This is a genomic window from Tahibacter harae (assembly GCF_024437735.1).
Lineage (GTDB): Bacteria > Pseudomonadota > Gammaproteobacteria > Xanthomonadales > Rhodanobacteraceae > Tahibacter > Tahibacter harae.
The window spans coordinates 17,831-37,047 of sequence record NZ_JANFQO010000018.1 but is presented as its reverse complement, the minus strand read 5'-3'; the positions used below and the strand labels follow the sequence as shown (position 1 = coordinate 37,047).

Here is a 19,217-nt window from a genome sequence, read left to right as displayed (position 1 = left end):
CGCCGCGGGGCGCTGCCGGGAGGCTGCAACCCCGCCCGCGCCCCGGTTGTGCGGAGACTTGGGCGGGCCACCGGCCGCTGCCCCCTCGCCGTGCCTGCCGGGGCTGTTCAGCTTGCGCCAGCCCGCCAACTTTTCCGCGCTGCGCCATGCAGTCGTCATGCAAGCTGGTTATATTCCGCTGATGCCCGGGCCATGGCCGCCCGGGAACGCCGGCGCCGCTGTGGACACGCAGTGCCGGAGGCGCAGCCGCGGCGGCTGCGCACAGCAGGTTCATCCCGAACCACACCGTTTGACCGGAAGCGTTCCGGTCGTTGCTTGTCGGGCTTGCGCCGGATGCGCGGGTCCGTCTTCAGTCTCAGGGGATCTTCCGATGTCGTTTCGCTCCAGGACGCTCAGCAGCGTCGTGTCCGTGCTGCTGTGCGGCGCCAGCGCCGTGGCGCTCGCCGATACCGCGGTATTCATCAACGAAGTGCATTACGACAACGACGGCGCCGACATCGGCGAGGCGATCGAAGTCGTCGGACCCAGCGGCACCGATCTGAGCAACTGGCGCGTCGTGCTTTACAACGGCAGCAACAGCGGCGCGGCGACGACCTACAGCGACCGTCCCCTGTCCCAGGCCGCCGTCAGCGGCAGCTGCGGCAGCAAGCAGATCAAGGTGCTGCAGTATCCCCAGGACGGCGTGCAGAACGGCACGGCCGACGCCATTGCCCTGGTCGATGCCGGCGGCGCCGTGGTGCAGTTCCTGAGCTATGAAGGCACGGCCACCGCCAGCAACGGCCCGGCCGTGGGCATGACCAGCGTCGACATCGGCGTGAGCGAGCCGGGCACCACCACCGCCGGCACCTCGCTGCAGCTCAGCGGCACCGGCAGCGAATACGGCGAGTTCAGCTGGCAGGCCAGCGCCACCCAGACCTTCGGCAACTGCAACAACAACCAGAGCTTCGGTCCGGCCCAGGACGTGGCGCCCAGCGTGCTGTCCACCACGCCGGCCAACGGCACTGGCGGCCACGCCGTCAGCACCGATATCACGGTCAATTTCAGCGAAGCCGTCACCGTCGGCGACGCCTGGTACAGCCTGAGCTGCGGCGTCAGCGGCCCGGTTACGGCTACCGTCAGCGGCAGCGGCGCCAGCCGTACGCTGAACCCGGGTACGGACTTCGCCAGCGGCGAAAGCTGCACCCTGACCGTCTACGCCGACGAGGTCACCGACCTGGATCTGCCGGCCGACCCGATGGCCGACGATTTCAGCATGACTTTCACCACCGCCGGCGACCTGCCGCCGTCGGTCAGTGCAACCACCCCGGCCAACAACGCCACCGGCTTCCCGCTGGGCGCCAATCTCAGCGTCACCTTCAGCGAAGCGGTGACCCTGGACAACGGCTGGTACACCCTGAACTGCAGCAACAGCGGCGGGCACGTGGCCCAGGTCGGCGCCAACGGCAACACCTACACGCTGGACCCCACGGCCAACTTCACCGCGCTGGAAGACTGCACCCTGACCATCCTGGGCGATCACGTCCATGACCAGGACGGCACCGTGCACGACATGGGCGCCAACTACGTCGTCAACTTCGAGACGGGCGCCGACGTGTCCGACTACTACGCCGGCGTGGACACCTCCAGCGGCCCCGCGCTCAAGGCCTGGCTGCACAACCGCATCAAGGACCACACCTCGGTCTTCTACAGCCAGACCTACATTGTCATGAACAAGGCCGACGAGGATCCCAGCGACACCAGCAAGGTCTGGGACGTCTACATGAATGCGTCCTATCCCAAGCAGACCAGCGGCGCGGCCAACTACAACCGCGAGCACACCTGGCCCAAGTCGCTGGGCTTCCCCAACGAGACCGACGGCGGCAAGCCGGTGCCGCCGCATACCGACGGCCACATGCTGTATGCCTCGCACGTGGGCTACAACTCCGACCGCGGCAACAAGCCCTACGGCGAATGCAACAGCGGCTGCACACCGCGTCCGACCATCGCCAACCACAACGTCGGCGGCGGCGGCGGGGACGACAACAACTACTTCAACGGCAGCGTGTTCGAGGTGTGGAACCACCGCAAGGGCGACATGGCCCGCGCCGTGATGTACATGGTTCCGCGCTACCAGGGCGGCATCAATGCCAACGGCGTGCGTGAACCGCGCCTGGAGCTGACCGACAACGCCAGCCAGATCGTCGCCATCAATGCCCAGGGCTGCACCAATGGCTGTATCGGCTACATGGGCCTGAAATCGGTGTTGCTGAACTGGAACGACCAGGATCCGCCGGACGCCCAGGAGCGCCTGCGCAACGATGCCGTCTACAGCTTCCAGGGCAACCGCAATCCCTTCATCGACCATCCGGAATGGGCGCGCTGCGTGTTCGAGAACACCAATTGCCCGGTCGTCGTCGACGCGATCTTCGCCAGCGGCTTCGAGCAGTAAGCCGCCGCGGAACGCCCCGCTGCCGGCCCGGGCCGGGCAGCGGGGCGGCACGTTCCGTCCGCGCCATGACCGCTGTGTTACCGGACGGGCCGCTCTGCGGCCCGTTTTTTTTTGCGCGTGGCCGGCCGCGCAAAGCGGTCTCGACATTTCCTTAACCGTGCCGCCGGGCAGGCAAGGAATTGCAGAGTGCAAATCTGTAAGGATTTCCGCGCTGTCCGCTGGACAAGTATTGTTGCCTTGCGTCAATGTGACGCAGTTGCTGTTTACTTGGCCGTCGCAAACGCTAAGGTACAGCCTGGGTTCAAGCCACCGCGTGGCGCGGTAGCGCAGCAGGACCAGGGCGCTCGCACCCCTTGGTCCGTTGTTGACGCGCGATTGTTTCGCGCGCCAAACCTGGCAGTTGGGAATGCCGCCGACCTCAGCAGTCGGCAAGGCTGTCGGCCTGCATGGCCGGCGGCGTGTCACCGCTCGGACTCGCGCAAGGACTGAACGATGAACCGTACCCTGAACGTCACCACGCCCCTGGGCCCCGAAGTATTGCGCTTCGACAGCCTGCAGGGACGGGAATCGCTGTCGCAGCTGTTCGATTTCCAGCTCACGCTGACGAGCGAGGAAAAGGGCCTGGCGGCGCCCGCGCTGCTGGGCCAGCCGATCACGGTGGATTTCGAGCTGGAAGGCGGCGCGCGGCGCTATCTCAACGGCCAGTGCGTGCATTTCCGCTCGGCCGGCAGAGCCGGGCGGCGGCATCTGTACGTGGCGCAGCTCAAGCCGTGGCTGTGGTATGCGACACGGCGCAGCGACTACCGCATCTTCCAGCAGATGACGACACCCGACATCGTCAAGCAGGTGCTGGCGATGTACCCGTTCCAGACCAAGTGGCTGCTGTCGCGCAGCTACCGCAAGTGGAACTACTGCGTGCAGTACCGCGAGACCGATGCGAATTTCGTGCAGCGCCTGCTGGAACACGAAGGCATCTGGTACTGGTTCGAGCATTCGGCCGGCGAGCACACGCTGGTGATGACGGACGACATCGGCCTGGCCACGCCGTATCCGGGCTATGCCACGATCCCGTTCTATCCGCAGGATGTGTCGGTCCCCGACAAGGATCATTTCAACGGCTGGGCCGCCGGCGGCAATGTGCAGAGCGGCAAGTACGCCGCGCGCGACTACAACTTCGTGATGCCGAGTGCGGACCTGACCACCCAGCGCGCACAGCCCGCCGGCCATCCGCACGCGAGCTACGACATCTTCGACTATCCCGGCAGCTATCCCACGCTGGGCGAAGGCGATCCGTACGCCCGCGTGCGTCTGGAGGAACTGCAATCCAGCCATCTGCGCAGCTTCTCCCAGGGCCGCGCGCGCGGCGTCGCGCCGGGGCGGCTGTTCACGCTGGAGAAGCACGCCGTCGGCGACTACAACAAGGAATACCTGGTCGTCGGTGCCGAATACGATTTCAGCGACAACGACTACGAGGCGACCGAGGACAGCGGCGAGCACCGCCTGACGATTGCGGCGGAAGTGCATCCGACCGACCAGCCGTACCGGCCGGAGCGCCGTACGCCCAAGCCGCACACCATGGGCCCGGAATCCGCGGTGGTCACCGGCCCCGCCGGCCAGGAGATCTACACCAACGAACACGGCCAGGTGAAGGTGCAGTTCCACTGGGACCGCTACGGCAAGAAGGATGAGAATTCGTCCTGCTGGATCCGCGTATCGCATCCCTGGGCCGGCACCGGCTTCGGCGGCGTGCATATCCCGCGCATCGGCCAGGAAGTGCTGGTCGATCACCTGAACGGCGACCCGGACCAGCCCATCATCGTCGGCCGCGTCTACAACACGAACAACCCGCATCCGTGGGGCCTGCCGGCCAACGCGACGCAGTCGGGCTTCCTCACCCGCAGCTCCATGGGCGCGACCTGGCAGAACGCCAATGCGCTGCGCTTCGAGGACAAGAAGGGCGAGGAACAGGTCTGGCTGCACGCTGAGAAGAACCAGGACATCGAAGTCGAGAACGACGAGACCCACTGGGTCGGTCATGACCGCACCAAGACCATCGACCACGATGAAACCGTGCATGTGAAGCACGACCGCACGGAAACCGTCGATCACAACGAAACCATCACGGTGCACAACGACCGCACCGAGACCGTGGACGGCTTCGAGACCATCACCATCCACAAGGATCGCACCGAGACGGTGGATGGCCACGAAACCATCACCATCCACAAGAACCGCACCGAGACCGTCGACAAGAACGAGACCATCACGATCGGCCAGAACCGCACCGAGGACGTGGGCCAGAACGAGAAGGTCAGCATCGGCAAGAACCGCACGGTCAACATCGGCAAGAACAAGTCCGAGACCATAGGCATGGGCTCGATACTCAACGTCGGCCTGGCGCAGATGACGAATATCGGCGGCGCGTATGCGCTCAACGTCGGCGCCGGCTGGATGAGCAACGTCGGCCTGATGCACATGCACAATGTCGGCGTGAAGCTGGCCATCACCGCGGGCAAGACCATCAGCGTCAGCGCCGGCAACTCGGCTACCTACGAAGCCGGCGACAAGCTCTCGCTGATCTGCGGCGATTCCATGATCGTGCTGGAAAAGAACGGGACCATCACGATCAGCGGCAACAAGATCAAGGTCATCGGCGAAAAACATGTGGATGTGAACGGCAAGCTGATCGATCTGAACTGAAGCCATGGCCGAACTGATCAATCACAGCGCCTTTCCGGCCTTGCTGTTCGATGCGCTCGACCAGGACGACGCCGGCTACAGCATCCTGGCCGCGCACGTCAGCTACGACCTGCTGATCCGTCCCGAAGACGGCGTCGCCACCCTGCAGTTCAGCGCCGAGCAGAAGCCGCTGTGCTTCGGCGACGAGCATTACGCCGATCCGGTGCGCACCGGGGTGAAAGTCGAGAGCGACCTGTCCACCTACAAGCCCAGGCTGGACGTGGTCTTCAACGGCAGCGCCCACGCGCCCGGCGACCAGCCCACGCCGGCCTTCGGCGTGGCCGTGCGCGTCTACGACCGTGCCAGCAGCCTGCTGGTCTGCGGCCCGCGCTGGTGGAAGCGCAGCGTGCTGGGCTGGAGCCTGAGCGAGCCCGCGCCCATCGCCCGGCTGGACCTGCGCTACGAATACGCCAGCGGCGGCCTGTACGAGATCGACGGCGATCATGTCGCCGCGCCGACCAATACCGTGGGCATGGGCTGGTATCCGCCGGAATACCTGCGCCAGTTCAAGGGCGAGCAGCTGCCGGCGCCGCAGATCGAGGCGCCGGAACACCGCCTGCGCGGCATCAGCGATCTCGTGCCCGCAGCCGGCTTCGGCTTCATCGGCCGCGGCTGGCGCGGCCGGCTGGAATTCGGCGGCACCGCCGATGCGGCCTGGCAGGAGCAGCGCCACCCGCTGCTGCCGCGCGATTTCCGCATGGAATACTGGAACGGCGCGCCGCCCGCGCTGCAGTTTCCGCATCCCAGGCCGCTGAGCAGCGTACCCATCGCCGCACAGAACCTGGTCGCCGCGCGCGACGTGCCGGGGCAGGGCGTGTACTTTGAAGTGCCGGTGGAGACGATCTTCGCCCTGGTCGGCCTGCAGAGCGGCATAGGCCTGACCCGCGACCTGATCCTGGACACCATCCGCGTCGAGATGGACGAGCGCAAGGTGTACTGCACCTACCGCCTGGCCCTGGCCGAGGAGCTGGAGATCACCGAAGTGCAGCTGCGCTACATCGCCGCGCACGACCGCGACCACCAGCGCGCCCTGGCCGCGCGCATGAACCCCGACCCGGCCGTGCGCGAATTCGTGCCGCTGCCGCCCAGCCTGATGACGCAACCTGCCGGACAGGCCCGCCATGGCTAGCAAGCTCGCCGCAAGAAAAGATGCAAAATGGCGCATCGTATTCCTGGCGCCGGATTTCTGCTTCACCCCCGGCGTGCCCTCGCCGGTGCCCTATCCGGTCACGTCCGACCTGGGCAATTCCAAGAACGTGATCAAGTCGGTGCGCATCAACAAGAAGCCGGCCTTCGTGTTCGACGCGAGCAAATCGCCGCTGACCCTGGGCGACCAAGCCGGCGTCAACAAGGGCGTGGTCAGCCGCACTGTCGGTAAGGACTGCTGGCCGATCATGCATTCGCCGGATACGCGCATAGGCCACAAATATGTGGTGCGCAACGGCGAGCTGTTCCACATGAACGGCAATTTCAACAAGCCGCCGGGCGGGAACCTCACCAAGAAGGAGCGCTGGGAAGAACGCCGGCGCCTGATCGAGCAGGGCAAGCAGAGTTCCGATCCGAAAGTGCGCGCAGCGGCCGAACGCCTGGAGCGCAACAATGTCGGCGTGGAAAAGGCCAAGCTGGCCCAGGACATCTATAACCCCGACAAGGGGCCGCCGGAAGGCTGGAAGAACATCAGCAACGATCCCGAGGCGCTGGCCAAGTATGGTCTCAAGCCCAGTGATCTGAAGATCGAAGGCACGCCCAGCTTCCGCGCCGGCGTCTACGAGCCGGATCCGGCCGTCTTCGGCAACAGCATGAAGCCTTCGGTGGTGTTCCAGGGCACCAATCCTTCCAGCATGACGGACTGGAAGAACAATTTCGCCCAGGGCCTGAACATGAACTCGCCCTACTACAACCAGGCCGTCAGTATCGGCAACAAGGTCGGCGCCTCGGGGGCTTCGGCCGATATCGTCGGCCATTCGCTGGGCGGCGGCATGGCTTCGGCGGCCTCGCGTGCCAGCGGTGCGCCGGGCTGGACCTTCAACTCCGCCGGCCTCAACCCGAACACGGTCACGCGCTACGGCGGCACCAATCACATTCCGGCCAGCGAGAACATCAACGCCTACCAGGTCGCCAACGAAGTGCTGACCGGTCTGCAGCAGCAGGGCTGGAAGGGCACGCTGGGCACGGCCGCGGCCGGCGCGGCGATAGGCGCATTCGGCGGGCCGTTCGGCGCGGCCGTAGGCTTCCTCGCCGGCGGCCTGGCCAAGCTGGGACTCAGCGCGGCGATGCCCGATGCGGTCGGCAACAAATTCCCGCTGGACGGCCACGGCAACCCGGTCGCGCGCCACGGCATGGACCAGGTCATCGACGGCATAGAAAAGCAGAAGGACGAAGACCAGGCGATCATCCGCGGCGCGGGTGGCGGCTAGCATGCGCGGCTGGTCCACCTGGTTGCGGCGTTGTTGCGTAGTTGTGGCGACGATCCTGTCGTCCTGGACATTGGAAAGTGCAGGCATGAAAACACCACCGGCGGAAAAATTCTTCAGCGGTCCCACGCTGACCCTGGCCCAGGCGATAGAACAGGGCGACGTGGCCGAAGTCGACGCCCTTGCCGGCACGGTCGACCTCAACAAGCCCGGTGCCGAGGACATGACCCTGCTGTTCTTTGCGCTGCACAGCGCGTTCGGCGAGAAGCCGAAGCAGCTGGAAATCCTCAGCCATCTCGTCAAGGCGGGCGCCGACCCGCTGCAGCAGGTGCCCGACCTGGGCAGCGTGCTCGGCGTATCGCTGAAGGCGAAGAGCCCGCTCTATGTGCAGGCGCTGCTGGACGGCGGCGTCAGCCCGGACACGCGCAAGGAAGGCACGCCCATCCTGTTCGACGCCGCCACCGAGCACACCTTCGACACGCTCAAGCTGCTGCTGCAGCGCGGTGCCGATCCGAACCAGCAGGATACGCTGGGCGCCACCGCGGCGATGGAAGCCCTGACCGCGATGCAGCTGGACCAGGTCGAATACCTGCTGCAGCACGGCGCCCGCGCCGACGTGGTCAACATCAACGGCGTGTCCTTCGCTGGCCAGCTGGAATTCCAGCTCGGCCGCCAGCAACAGGGTTCGCCGGCGCAACGCAAGATGCTGGAGATCCGAGATCGCATCGTCGCCCAGGGCGTGGCCTGGCCACCGCTCTCGCGCGAGGCCGAGCGCGAACGCATGCGCGCGCGCGGCCAGGAGCCCGGCAAGCCGCTGCGACTGCAATGAGCAGGACCATCCAGGTGAACTAGTACAGGGGAGTGTTCGTGGCTCGCGCAAGCGGGCGGCCGGGGGGCACAGACACGATACGGAAATGCAATCTTCTATGCGGAAGCGATCATGGCCGTAGGGAATACGATAGGGAAACTCACCGCCGAGCCGATGCTGCCGAAGACCACGCCGGCCGGCAGCGGCAATCCTCCTGAGAAGAAAAGCTGGTGGAGCAAGTGGGGCGATGCCGTCCACACCGGCCTGGACATACTCGGCGCCGTGCCCGTCATCGGCATCGTCGCCGACGGCGCCAACGCCGCGATCTACGCGGCCGAGGGCGACTACGTCAACGCAGCCATCTCCGGCGCCTCCGCCGCGGCCAACCTGATCCCGGGCGGCGGTGCGGCGATGAAGGCCGGCAAGGCCGCCGTCGCGGTCGGCAAGCAGGTGGCCAAGACCGCAGTCAAGGAAGGCGCCGAAAAGGTCGTCAAGGAAGGTGCCGAGAAAGTCCTCAAGGAAGGCGCGGAGAAAGTCGCCAAGGAAGGGGCGGAGGAAGTCGGCCAGAAGGCGGCGAAGAAGGCGGGCAGCGAGGCCGGCGGCGGGGCCAAGGGCAAGGGCAAGAAGGCCAAGACCTGCAAGTCCAAGACCTGCAAGCTGCGGCCGATCAACCCTATTCTCGGCATCAAGTTTCTCGACGGCCTGGACGATCTGGATTTCGAACTGCCGGCGCCGCTCGCGCTGCGGTGGCAGCGCAGCTATTTTTCCGACCAGGTGGGCAACGGCTGGCTGGGCCAGGGCTGGTCGCTGCCGCTGTCGATCCGGCTGCGGCGTCTGTCTGACGGCCTGCTGCTGATCGACGAGCAGGGCCGCGAGATCGAATTGCCCGAGCCTTCCGAAGGTATTGTGGAGTTCGATTACTACGAAGGCATCTTCGTAAACAACGACGTCAATGGGCGGTTCCGCATCAGCTCCGCCGACGGTGCCACGCATCAGATTTTCGCTCCGCTGGAGCTGGATGGCCTCGATCCCCGGGGCGAGCGCGCCGGCTATTTTCCGCTGGTCGCGATCGAAGACCGCAACGGCAACCGCATCCGTATCCTGTACGACGAAGACGGCCTGCCGACGATGCTGGTCGACGCTGCCGGTCGCTGGCTGGCGCTGGGTTTCGCAGGCGGTGAATCCGCCGCCGGTGCGGCTGGAGCACGGCTGCGCCAGGTGGCGCTGCTGCACGGCGAACCCAATGCCGCCGGAGCCTGGGCGGCCAACCAGATCGAGCCGCTGGTGCAATACGACTACGACGCGCAAGGCGACCTCGTGTGTGTACGCGGGCCCGGCGGCCAAGTGCGGCGCGAATACGCCTACAACAACCACATCCTGATCGAGCACCGCGTCCCCGGTGGCGTGATCGCGCGCTATGAATACGACCGCTACGACCCGGCCGGCAAGGTGTTGCGGCATACCTCCAATCTCGGCGACGCGTGGCAGATCACCTATCTGCCGCAGGAAACCGTGCTTACGGACGACAGCGGCCGGCAGACGCGCTATCGCTTCAATGCCGACGAAGATCTGATCGGCATCGTCGATGCCGCCGGCGGCCATACCCAGGTCGAAGTGAATACATGGAGCCGGCCCACCCTCGTCACCGATCCCATGGGCCGCAAGACGCGCTACGACTACGATGCCCAGGGCAACGTAACCGCCATCGTCGATGCTTCTGGCGCGCGCACGCTGTACCAGTATGACGAGCGCTGGGCATTGCCGACGGCGATCACCGATGCCAACGGCGCGGTCACCCGCTACGACTACGACGCAGCCGGCAACCTCATCCGCGAAACCAACGCGCTGGGCCACGCGACCCACTACAACCACGATGCACGCGGCCTGCTGGTGCGCATCACCGACGCGCACGGCGGCAGGCAGCACATTGACTACGACTGGCGCGGTCTGCCCTTGTCGCGTACTGACTGCCTCGGCAACACCACCCGTTACGGCTGGGATGCCTATGGCAATCCCCAGTATGTGGAGGAACCTGATGGCAGTCGCACCGAGTATCGCTACGATGCCAGCGGCCGGTTGCAGCAGGCGACTTACGCCGACGGCACGCACGAGTCCTATGCCTACGATGACGCAGGCCGGCTGATTGCCCATACCGACCGCAGCGGCCAGGTCACGCGCTGGGAACTGGCTCCCGACGGCCTGCCGCTGTCGCGCATCGATGCGCTGGGCCAGCGCCTGCGCTACCAATACGACAGCGCGCGGCGACTGACCGTGCTGACCGACGGGAACGGCGCTCATTTCCGCTTCGCCTATGACGCCGTCGACAACCTGATCGGCGAACAAGGCTTCGATGGCCGCGTGACCCTCTACCGCTACGACGCCGCGGGAAACCTGGCCGAGCGGCGGGACCTGGGTATCCAGCAAGGACCGGGTGTGGACCTGGCGGCCGGCGTGCTGCCGGAAGTGTTGCGCACGCAGTACATCCGCGACACCGTCGGCAACCTGATCGAGAAGATCACCGGCCGCGCGCGCGACAAGCGTGTGTCGCACAGCCGCTACAGCTACGATTCGATGGGTCGCATGGTGTCGGCCGTGAACGGCGGCGGCCGCGTCGAGGTGGCCTACGACGAGCTGGGCCGGTTGGTCTCCGAAACAACGCAGAGCCAGGGGCGTAGCCAGACCGTAACGCACAGCTACGACGCCCTCGACAACCGCATCGAGACCGTGCTTCCGGATGGCCGCCGTGTCAGCCGTTCCTATTACGGTCCAGGCTATCTGCATCGCATCGAGATCGACGGCGCGCTGGTGAGCGAAATCGAGCGCGACGTCATGCAGCGCGAGACCGTGCGCAGCCAGGGCGCGCTGCGCAGCTATTTCGACTATGACGTCATGGGCCGCCTGGTCGGCCAGCGCGCGCGCAAGAACTCAGTCGATGCGCGGACCAAAGTGGATCGCCGCTATGTCTATGATCGCGCCGGCAACCTCGACGCAATGGTCGACCAGCGCTTCGGCCAGACCGCCTACGGCTACGATCCGCTGGGACGCATCACCCGCGCCAATGCCGAGCGCTTCGCGTTCGATCCGGCGCACAACCTGATCGATGCCGGTGGCGGCGCTGTCCGCGGCAACCGCATCGCGACCTACGAGGACAAGCGCTTCACCTACGATACCCACGGCAACCTGGTGGAGAAACGCGTGGGCAGCCATAGTGTGCTGCGCTTCGACTACGATCCGGAGCATCAGCTGGAGCTGGCGCATATCACGCGCAATGGTGTCGAGCAGCGGGTGAGCTACGGCTACGACGCCTTCGGCCGCCGCAGCTGGAAGCGCGATGCGTTCGGGATCACGTATTTCTGCTGGGATGGCAACCAGCTGTTGCAGGAGGTTCGCGGCGAGCGCTGCCTGACCTATCTGTACGAAGCCGATAACTCGGTGCCGCTGGCGCAACTGGAAAGCAATCTCGCACCGGCTGCCGGCTCAACCGCGGCGGGAGCAAAAATCCACTACTTCCATGCCGACCAGATCGGACTGCCGCGCGAAATGAGCGATGCCGAAGGCCGCCTGGTCTGGCGCGCGAACTATCGCGCCTGGGGCAATACGCTGACGGTGGAATATCCGGAAGCGGCGCTGGGCGTGGCATCGGCTGCCGAGTCCGTGCATCAGCCGATGCGCTTCGAAGGGCAATATTTCGATGCGGAAACCGGCCTGCACTACAACCGTTTCCGCTACTACGATCCGGACATAGGCCGTTTCGTCACCCAGGACCCGATCGGACTCTGGGGCGGCGCCAACTCCTACCAGTACGCGCCGAATGCGCAGGCTTGGATCGACCCCTGGGGCCTCGCACGCTGCCCCAAGACGTCCTACCCGGCCTGGATGAAGTCCAAGAAAGGCATGGAGCGGCATCACATCATCCCTTACCATCTGAAAGACCACCCGGTCTTCCAGGCGTCCGGGCTGAACATCAATGCGGCCCACAACATGATGTACCTGCCGCGCAAGGACGGCGGTGCCGGCACCAAGACCCGGCATTCGCATTTCCGCCTGGGTGATTGCCACCACAGCAAGTACGACGATTACATGCAGAATCTGCTCGACGATGTGCAGCGCCAGGCCAAAGCGAACAAGTGGGACACGTCGCGGGTGCAGAAGGAGCTTATGGACATCGCCAAGACCTCGCGTCGCGAACTCAACGCCGGGAGGCGCACTTGGCCGTGACCGGGTATTACCTCCGCGCCAAGACCAAGAGTTCCGCGCACAACGTCGTGTTCAAGGCGGGCAAGGTCTTCGATCGCATTGAGGAGTTCTTCGTCGTCGGCAGCGATCCTCCGGGAACGCCGTTCGTGCCGCCGCTGGTCGGGCAGCTGCAGGAGGGCGTGAAGGCCTCGGCATTGCCCAAGCTCGACTATCTGCCGTCCTTCGGCGGCGTGCCGCTGTTTTCAGCGGCTTTCGTGCGAACCCTGGGCGAAGTGCTCAAGGACGAGGTCGAGTTCCATCCCTGTACCGTGATCTGTGAACAGGCGCCGTACGAATTCTTCGTTGCAAGATTGCTGCGGCGTATGCAGCTGCTGGATTATCCCGCCTCGGGCATGGTCGAGGGCGGTCCTCGTTTCCAGGCCAACTATCTGCGCGGCGACCTGGAGCCGGATTTCTTCCTGGCCCGGGAACAGCACGAACTCAAGTGTTACGTGTTCATCGCCAGCGAGCGCTTCAAGGCCATGGTCGAACAGCACAAGCTCGGCATCGGTTTCGAAGCGGCGCTGGTCGCGTAGGCAACCAGCCCGCTGCCCGGCCACACGGTCATTCGTTTGCAGCCGCAGCGTTTGGCGGCGGACGCGCTGCGCATGAACCTGCCGGTTCCTTTTGTCGCTTCGGACACGACTGCGCGCGAATGAGTTTATACGTCATCGAGTACGGCCCCGAGCAGCGCGGTTGTCCGCTGGTGCTGCGCGGCGACCTCAATCATGACTGGGAATGGGATACCTACGACCCGGATCCGTTCCAGTTTGCGATCACTTATGACTATGTCTACCGCGTCAAGCATGCGCTGATCGACTTCGACTTCCGGAACGAGAAATCCATCGCCTCCAGCCATTTCGTCGAGATAGGCCGGCGGCACGATGCGCGCACACGCACGGTGCCGCTGGAAATCATCCAGAGCAACAAGAAGCGCACGGAAAAGGACTATTGCTATCTGCTGTGGGCGGATTGGTTGTCCATCCTGGATTTCGACGCTTCCGACATCACGCTGGACCGGGAGCTGGAAACCGGCGCGCTCATCCATCACCGCCAATTTCCGTCCGTGCCGCGCTGCGAGGCGATACGGCGCTTTGTCGTCGACCCGGCCAAGCTGGACGGCCGCCAGGTGTTCAAGTGCATAGACCTGGATTTCGATTTGGTCTGTACGGAGAAATTCCGCGCCGACTGTGAACAGGCCGGGCTGATCGGCCTGCAGTTCAGACCCATCGAGAGCTATCAGCAGATTCCCTGGTTTTCTGCCTGACTTCGGCGGGCTGCGCCTGGTTTTCCCACGCGCTGCGACGGGCGGTGGAAGAATCCCGCGTGCCGTCGGCCTATACGTCGCATCGCGAACTCAACGCCGCAGCCGCCGCCCGAAACAGGATTGAACGGTCTCGCCGCCCGGGAAGCTTTCAGGTACCGGCCCGCACCTGGCGGGGCCCGACTGAATTCAGCATTCGCCGCGCTTCCCGCTCCCGCCTTGCCCCGACTCGCGTGTACGATTCCGCCCGTCGGCGACCATGCCCAGCGAGTGCTTTTCATGTCTGAATGGATCACCTTGTCCGCTGCGATCCGCGAAGCCGTCGGCGCCTTCGCGCTGCAGTGCGCCGAGCATCATGCGGCGCAGGATCCGGCCCGCATCGTGTTCGTGTATGACGAGGGCAGCAGCACGCTGTTCCCGCTGGCCGTCGGCGTGCTGCCGCGCGCGGTGGAGAAGAAATACCGCGCCGGGCGGCGTTCGGATTCGGATTTCCAGTTACTGTGGAATCCCGAGGAATTTCCCCATTACGCCACGCCCGAGCTGCTGCTGCGCCTCGACGCGGCCGTATGCGACGCGGTGCAGGCGCATCTGGCCGAAGGCGGGCGCTTCAGCCAGGTGCGCGTGGCGATCAATGCCGGCTGCCGCGATGCGAACAAGGTGCTGGCCGGCCGCGACTGCTTCGCCTTCGCCACCGATCCCGAACTGGTCGACGTACGCCGTAACGTCGCGGCCATCGGCAATATTCCGGCGTTGACGGCGGCGGAAATGCCGGATTGGTTCTGACCGCCGGTGCCTGCCGGTGCTGTGCGTTCCCGATCCCGCGACGCCGTAGAGGAGCCTGCCATGAATCTGTCGCGCTGTGCCCTGTTCCTGCTCCTGCTGCTGTTGTCCGCCGCGGCTGCGGCGCTGGATGCCCCGGCCGGCTACTCCTGGCAGGAGTTCAAGCCCGGCAAGATCGCCCTGCTCAAGCCCGACGGCTGGCATGTGAAAACGGAATCGCGCAACGGTACCCAGGCGTTGTTCATCACCCAGGAGCCGATAGGGCCCGGCGGGAAATTCTCACGGGCCTGTCGCTGAACTACGTGACCGGCATTCGCGGCAAAGCCCAGGTGTCGAGTACCGAGTATGCGAGGAATTTCCTCGCCGCGGCGGCGGACCGGCACGAGGTGCTGGATTCCTTCGCCAGGCCGCTGGCCGAAGGCGTCAACGGCCTGGGCATGCGCATCAGGCTGGCGGACGGCAATCCGGCCCTGGTGCACTATTTCCTCATCGCCGACGACAACGCCGACAGTCTGCACCTGATGTTCTTCGAGGCGCCGGAAGCGCAGTGGGACGCGGCCTGGAAGCACGGCCAGGTGATGCTCAAGGGGCGTGCGCTGGACTGAGGCCGCCGTCCGGCGCCGCCGGCATCGGTGCCAGGCCGAAGACGGTCCGGCACGCTCGCGGCCATCGGGCGGTAGCGGACAGCGATGGAGGCGGAGCAGGTTGCGCAAACAAAAACCCCGGCCTGAGCCGGGGTTTTTGTTCTGCGGAGGGCGCCGACTATCAGAAGTCGGTGCAGCCGAACGCGGTCATGGACTGCTTGGCAGCGTCGTTCGCCGCGCTGCAGGCCTGGGCCAGGCTGGCCTTGCCGGCGTCGGTCGCGGCGGCCTGCTTCCACGCGGTGCGCATCTGGTCCAGGCTGGCCTGGAGCTGGGCGCGCGAGGCTTCGGGAACCTTGCCGGAAACGCAGGCCAGGTACTTGCTGATGTAGTTGTCGCATTCCGGCACGCCGATGCTGTCGGCGGTGACGGGCGCGGCGGCGGCCGGGGTTTCGGTGGCCGGAGCAGCCGGGGCGGCCGGCGGCGGGGTGGTGGTGGCCGGCGCAGCGGCCGGGGCCGTTGCCGGAGCGGCCGGTGCAGCCGGCTTGGCCGGTTCAGCCTGCTTTTCGCAGGCGGCCAGGGCGAGAACGGCGCAGGCGACGAGCAGCGGGCGAGCAATACGGATCATCGATATCTCCTCAGTACGATGGCATCGCCGGACACCGGCGATGAAGCAACAACGTTGCGGCGGCCGTCCAGCGAACATCCCCATCCGCCGCAGGACCGTGCTCAGACACGGCACGGGGCGCACTCTAGCGCAGCTGAACGGGGATTACGTTGCCGCAAGATGAACGGGCGCGAGCGGCGGCGGATCGGGTACGGGGGCGGATGGGCGCGGGATGCAGGGGGTTGGCGGAGGGAACGCGGGCGGCCGGGAATGCGCGGGGAGTTGGGGGAGGGCCGTGAGGTGGTGAGGCAGCGGGCTGAGAGGGCTTGGAAAGGTCGGCCCTGGCGTATGTGAGCGGTACGGTTTGAAGCGGCTCGACGGTAGGCAGGCTGTGCGGCCTGGAGAGGAACGGCCGGGTTGGCGTGGCGAGTATGCAGCGCCGGAAAGCCCTCTTCCCCAAGCGCGTTTATGCGCTTGGGGAAGAGGGGTGGGTGAGGGGGCGGCGCTTCGGTTTGCGAAGAACTTCGGTTTTCGCGGTGTTCTTTGCGTGTTGAAGGTTTTGGTGAAAATCCAAACGGCGAGGCGCGTTGATCGTTGCCCCCTCACCCCGGCCCTCTCCCCCAAGCGAGCTTGGGGGAGAGGGAGCTTTCCGCTTTTTCTCGAAGAAATCCGACAAATTTCACTTGCCGGAAACTCCGGATTCCGCCGCACATTCCCTGCGAATCCCGAATCCCGAATCCCGACCTCAGAACCGGTAATTCATCCGCGCGTAGTAATAACCACCGTTGAGTCCGAACGGCAGCGTTTCCCAGCCGTATTTGAAGCCGAGGTAGGGGAACGGGTTCTCGCCCGGGCCATTGGATTTCCAGCGGTCCGGATACACGTCGAAGATGTTGTTGCCGCCGACGGTCAGGCGCAGGTCGTCGGTGAAGTTGTAGCTGACCGAGAGATCGGTCAGCCACTTGCCGCCCCATTTCTGCTTCAGCCCCGGAGTGAAGCCTTCGCCGGCGACGGAGCCGTAGTAATTGAAGGCGAGGTCGGTATGCCAGGGGCCGCTGTGGTAGTTGGTGCCCAGGGTGGCGCGCTGGCGCGGCTGGCCTTCCTCGATCAGGGTGATCTGCTCGCGCGCGAACAGGGTCGAGGACGGCAGGAACGAGGACGGCGAGTTGATGCGCAGCACCTCGGTCTTGTTGAAGTCCAGCGCGGCGGAGAAGCCCAGGCGTGCGCCGCTGGCCAGTTCGGTGGAGTATTCGCCGACGATGTCGATGCCGCGGGTCTTGGTGTCGATGGCGTTGGTGAAGAACGTCGCCTGGCCGACGTTGAGCGGCCGCAGCAGCAGGGCGATGGGGCAGACGGCTGCGTCGGTGCAGTCCTCGCTGCCGGGTTCGGGGCCGATCGCGCTGGAGAACACGATGCGGTCGTCAATGTTGATCTGGTACAGGTCGGCGGTCAGCGAGAACTCGGTGCTCGGTTTCCACACGAAGCCCAGCGAGTAGTTGTCCGAGGACTCTTCCTGCAGCGGCTTGATGCCGAACGCGCGCGCCACCGGACTGCCCTGGCGCGCGGTAATGGTGTCGGTCAGCACGCCGTCGGCGTTGAGGTTGGTGGAAACCTGGCTGAAGAACTGCTGCTGCACGCTGGGTGCGCGGAAGCCTTTGGACACCGTGCCGCGCAGGCTGAAGGTGTCGGTGAAGTTGTAGCGCAGGCTGAGCTTGCCGGTGGTATTGGTGCCGAAGTCGCTGTAGTCCTCGAAGCGCGCCGCGGCACCGACGAGGAAGTTCTGCGTCACATAGGATTCGGCGTCGACATAGACGCCGATGCTGCGGCGGCTGGCGTCGATCTCGGTGCCCGGGGTGAAGCCGGGGAAGCCCTGGATGCCGGCCGCGGCGATGCCGCCAGCGCCGTTGATGATCTCGATGCCGCCGTCGTTGGTGCGGCCGTACTGATAGGAGACCGGGTCGCCGGCGATGATCTGGTAGCCGTCGCGGCGCCATTCCGCACCGAAGGCGAGGTACAGCGGCTCGGCGCCTATGCCCCAGTCCACGTCGCCGCGGAGGTCGATATTGGCCGTGGTCTGCTTGAAGCGCAGCGTGCCGTCCTTGGCCGAGGTCGGCGTCTCGCCGTAGATGCCGCCGCCGGGCTTGGGCTCGTAGTAATAGCTGACGTTGGCGCTGTTCTCGGACTTGAACTCGAACTGGTTCCAGCCGCGGTTGACGCTGAAATCCAGCTTCCAGGCGTCGCTGATGTCGTGGCGGTAGCCCACGGCCAGGGAGCGGTCGTCGGTTTCGGTGATCAGGGTGGGCAGGAAGCCATTGGGATACAGCTGCGGGATGGTGCGGCCGTCGCCGGCCGGGCGGAAGAAGCCGGAGGAATTGCCTTCGCGTCGGGACACGCCGCCGAAGGCGTAGAGCTCGCCGCCGCCCAGCGGAACTCCCGCATTGATCCACAGCTGCGCGCCTTCCATGTCGGCTTCGCCCAGGCGCTGGGTCACCCGCGGCGGATCCACGCGCAGGCTGTCGGGGCCGGCGCGGTTGGTTTCCAGGCGCTTCATGTAGTCCACGGTCAGGTTGAGGAAGCCCTCGTCGCCGAATTTGAAGCCGGTGTTGATCGCGCCGCGGTACTGGTCGCCGTCGCCGGCGTAGGTCTCGCCGATCTCCAGGCTCAGGTCGGTGTGATCGGTCTGGTCCTTCAGGATGATGTTGATTACGCCGGCGATCGCATCGGAGCCGTACTGGGCCGAGGCGCCGTCGCGCAGCACTTCGATGCGCTCGATCGCGGCGATGGGAATGGAGTTGATGTCGGTACCGGCCGAGCCGCGGCCTATCGACTGCTGCACGTTGACCAGGGCCTGCTGGTGGCGGCGCTTGCCGTTGACCAGCACCAGCACCTGGTCCGGGCCCAGCCCGCGCAGCGTGGCCGGCCAGATCAGGTCGGTGCCGTCGCTGACGAAGCTGGTCGGAAAGTTGAACGACGGCGCCAGCTTCTGCAGCAGCTTGCCGGTCTCGATCGCGCCGGTGGCCTCGATCGCCTCGCGGCCGATCACGTCCACCGGCGCGGCGGTGTCGGTGTCGGAGCGGTTGCCGGCGCGGGTGCCGGTGGAGACGACGTTGACCGTCTCCAGCTTGTCGGCATCAGCGGTGTTTTTCTGGGCATGGACCGGCAGGGCCGTCAGGCCGGCGGTCAGGGCTAGATACAGCGCGGCGCGGCGCAGCGCGCGGCCTTTGACGGATACGTTCATTGCAGGACTCCCAGTGCAAATTTGGCACGGCACCGCGCACCGGTGCGGCGCACCGATGTGTGGCTATGCGAAAAATTCCCCCCGCCCCCGCGGGTGCGTGTAGACGCGGCGCGAGTGTCGCG

13 protein-coding genes are annotated in these 19,217 nt (G+C 65.6%); 11 read left to right on the top strand and 2 right to left on the bottom strand.

Annotated elements, in window-relative coordinates; genetic code table 11:
- The first annotated feature begins 370 nt into the window (after nucleotides 1-370).
- The 11 genes from NM961_RS17590 (at nucleotide 371) to NM961_RS17540 (ending at nucleotide 15,274) form a co-directional block, all read left to right on the top strand.
- Entirely contained in the window at nucleotides 371-2,428 is a 2,058-nt protein-coding gene (locus NM961_RS17590) for an endonuclease (RefSeq protein WP_255915723.1), read from the top strand.
- Between the two features lie 492 nt (nucleotides 2,429-2,920).
- Complete coding sequence (locus NM961_RS17585) at nucleotides 2,921-5,128, top strand: type VI secretion system Vgr family protein (RefSeq protein WP_255915722.1); 2,208 nt, start codon at nucleotides 2,921-2,923, stop codon at nucleotides 5,126-5,128.
- Nucleotides 5,129-5,132: 4 nt separating this feature from the next.
- Nucleotides 5,133-6,296 carry a DUF2169 family type VI secretion system accessory protein gene (locus NM961_RS17580; protein WP_255915721.1) on the top strand — a complete coding sequence of 388 codons (1,164 nt, stop codon included), beginning with the start codon at nucleotides 5,133-5,135 and terminating at the stop codon, nucleotides 6,294-6,296.
- The gene (locus NM961_RS17575; RefSeq protein ID WP_255915720.1) at nucleotides 6,289-7,584 is read left to right on the top strand and encodes a Tle-like phospholipase domain-containing protein; all 1,296 of its coding nucleotides are present in this window, start codon (nucleotides 6,289-6,291) and stop codon (nucleotides 7,582-7,584) included. Before NM961_RS17580 ends, NM961_RS17575 begins: the two co-directional genes overlap by 8 nt.
- A gap of 85 nt (nucleotides 7,585-7,669) precedes the next feature.
- The gene (locus NM961_RS17570) at nucleotides 7,670-8,410 is read left to right on the top strand and encodes an ankyrin repeat domain-containing protein (RefSeq protein ID WP_255915719.1); all 741 of its coding nucleotides are present in this window, start codon (nucleotides 7,670-7,672) and stop codon (nucleotides 8,408-8,410) included.
- 111 nt (nucleotides 8,411-8,521) lie between these two features.
- Nucleotides 8,522-12,607 carry an RHS repeat-associated core domain-containing protein gene (locus tag NM961_RS17565; RefSeq protein WP_255915718.1) on the top strand — a complete coding sequence of 1,362 codons (4,086 nt, stop codon included), beginning with the start codon at nucleotides 8,522-8,524 and terminating at the stop codon, nucleotides 12,605-12,607.
- Nucleotides 12,598-13,161 (top strand): hypothetical protein, encoded by a 564-nt coding sequence (locus tag NM961_RS17560; protein WP_255915717.1) that lies wholly within the window; start codon nucleotides 12,598-12,600, stop codon nucleotides 13,159-13,161. The genes NM961_RS17565 and NM961_RS17560 overlap by 10 nt, the downstream gene beginning before the upstream one ends.
- A gap of 119 nt (nucleotides 13,162-13,280) precedes the next feature.
- Nucleotides 13,281-13,892 carry a hypothetical protein gene (locus tag NM961_RS17555; RefSeq protein WP_255915716.1) on the top strand — a complete coding sequence of 204 codons (612 nt, stop codon included), beginning with the start codon at nucleotides 13,281-13,283 and terminating at the stop codon, nucleotides 13,890-13,892.
- Nucleotides 13,893-14,168: 276 nt separating this feature from the next.
- The gene (locus tag NM961_RS17550; RefSeq protein ID WP_255915715.1) at nucleotides 14,169-14,672 is read left to right on the top strand and encodes a hypothetical protein; all 504 of its coding nucleotides are present in this window, start codon (nucleotides 14,169-14,171) and stop codon (nucleotides 14,670-14,672) included.
- A 60-nt stretch (nucleotides 14,673-14,732) separates the two neighbouring features.
- Complete coding sequence (locus tag NM961_RS17545) at nucleotides 14,733-14,966, top strand: hypothetical protein (RefSeq protein ID WP_255915714.1); 234 nt, start codon at nucleotides 14,733-14,735, stop codon at nucleotides 14,964-14,966.
- 32 nt (nucleotides 14,967-14,998) lie between these two features.
- Nucleotides 14,999-15,274 (top strand): hypothetical protein, encoded by a 276-nt coding sequence (locus NM961_RS17540; protein ID WP_255915713.1) that lies wholly within the window; start codon nucleotides 14,999-15,001, stop codon nucleotides 15,272-15,274.
- A 160-nt stretch (nucleotides 15,275-15,434) separates the two neighbouring features.
- Here NM961_RS17540 and NM961_RS17535 read toward each other — a convergent pair whose 3' ends face one another.
- Entirely contained in the window at nucleotides 15,435-15,878 is a 444-nt protein-coding gene (locus NM961_RS17535) for a hypothetical protein (RefSeq protein ID WP_255915712.1), read from the bottom strand.
- A 724-nt stretch (nucleotides 15,879-16,602) separates the two neighbouring features.
- Nucleotides 16,603-19,095 (bottom strand): TonB-dependent receptor plug domain-containing protein, encoded by a 2,493-nt coding sequence (locus NM961_RS17530; RefSeq protein WP_255915711.1) that lies wholly within the window; start codon nucleotides 19,093-19,095, stop codon nucleotides 16,603-16,605.
- Nucleotides 19,096-19,217: the final 122 nt, after the last annotated feature.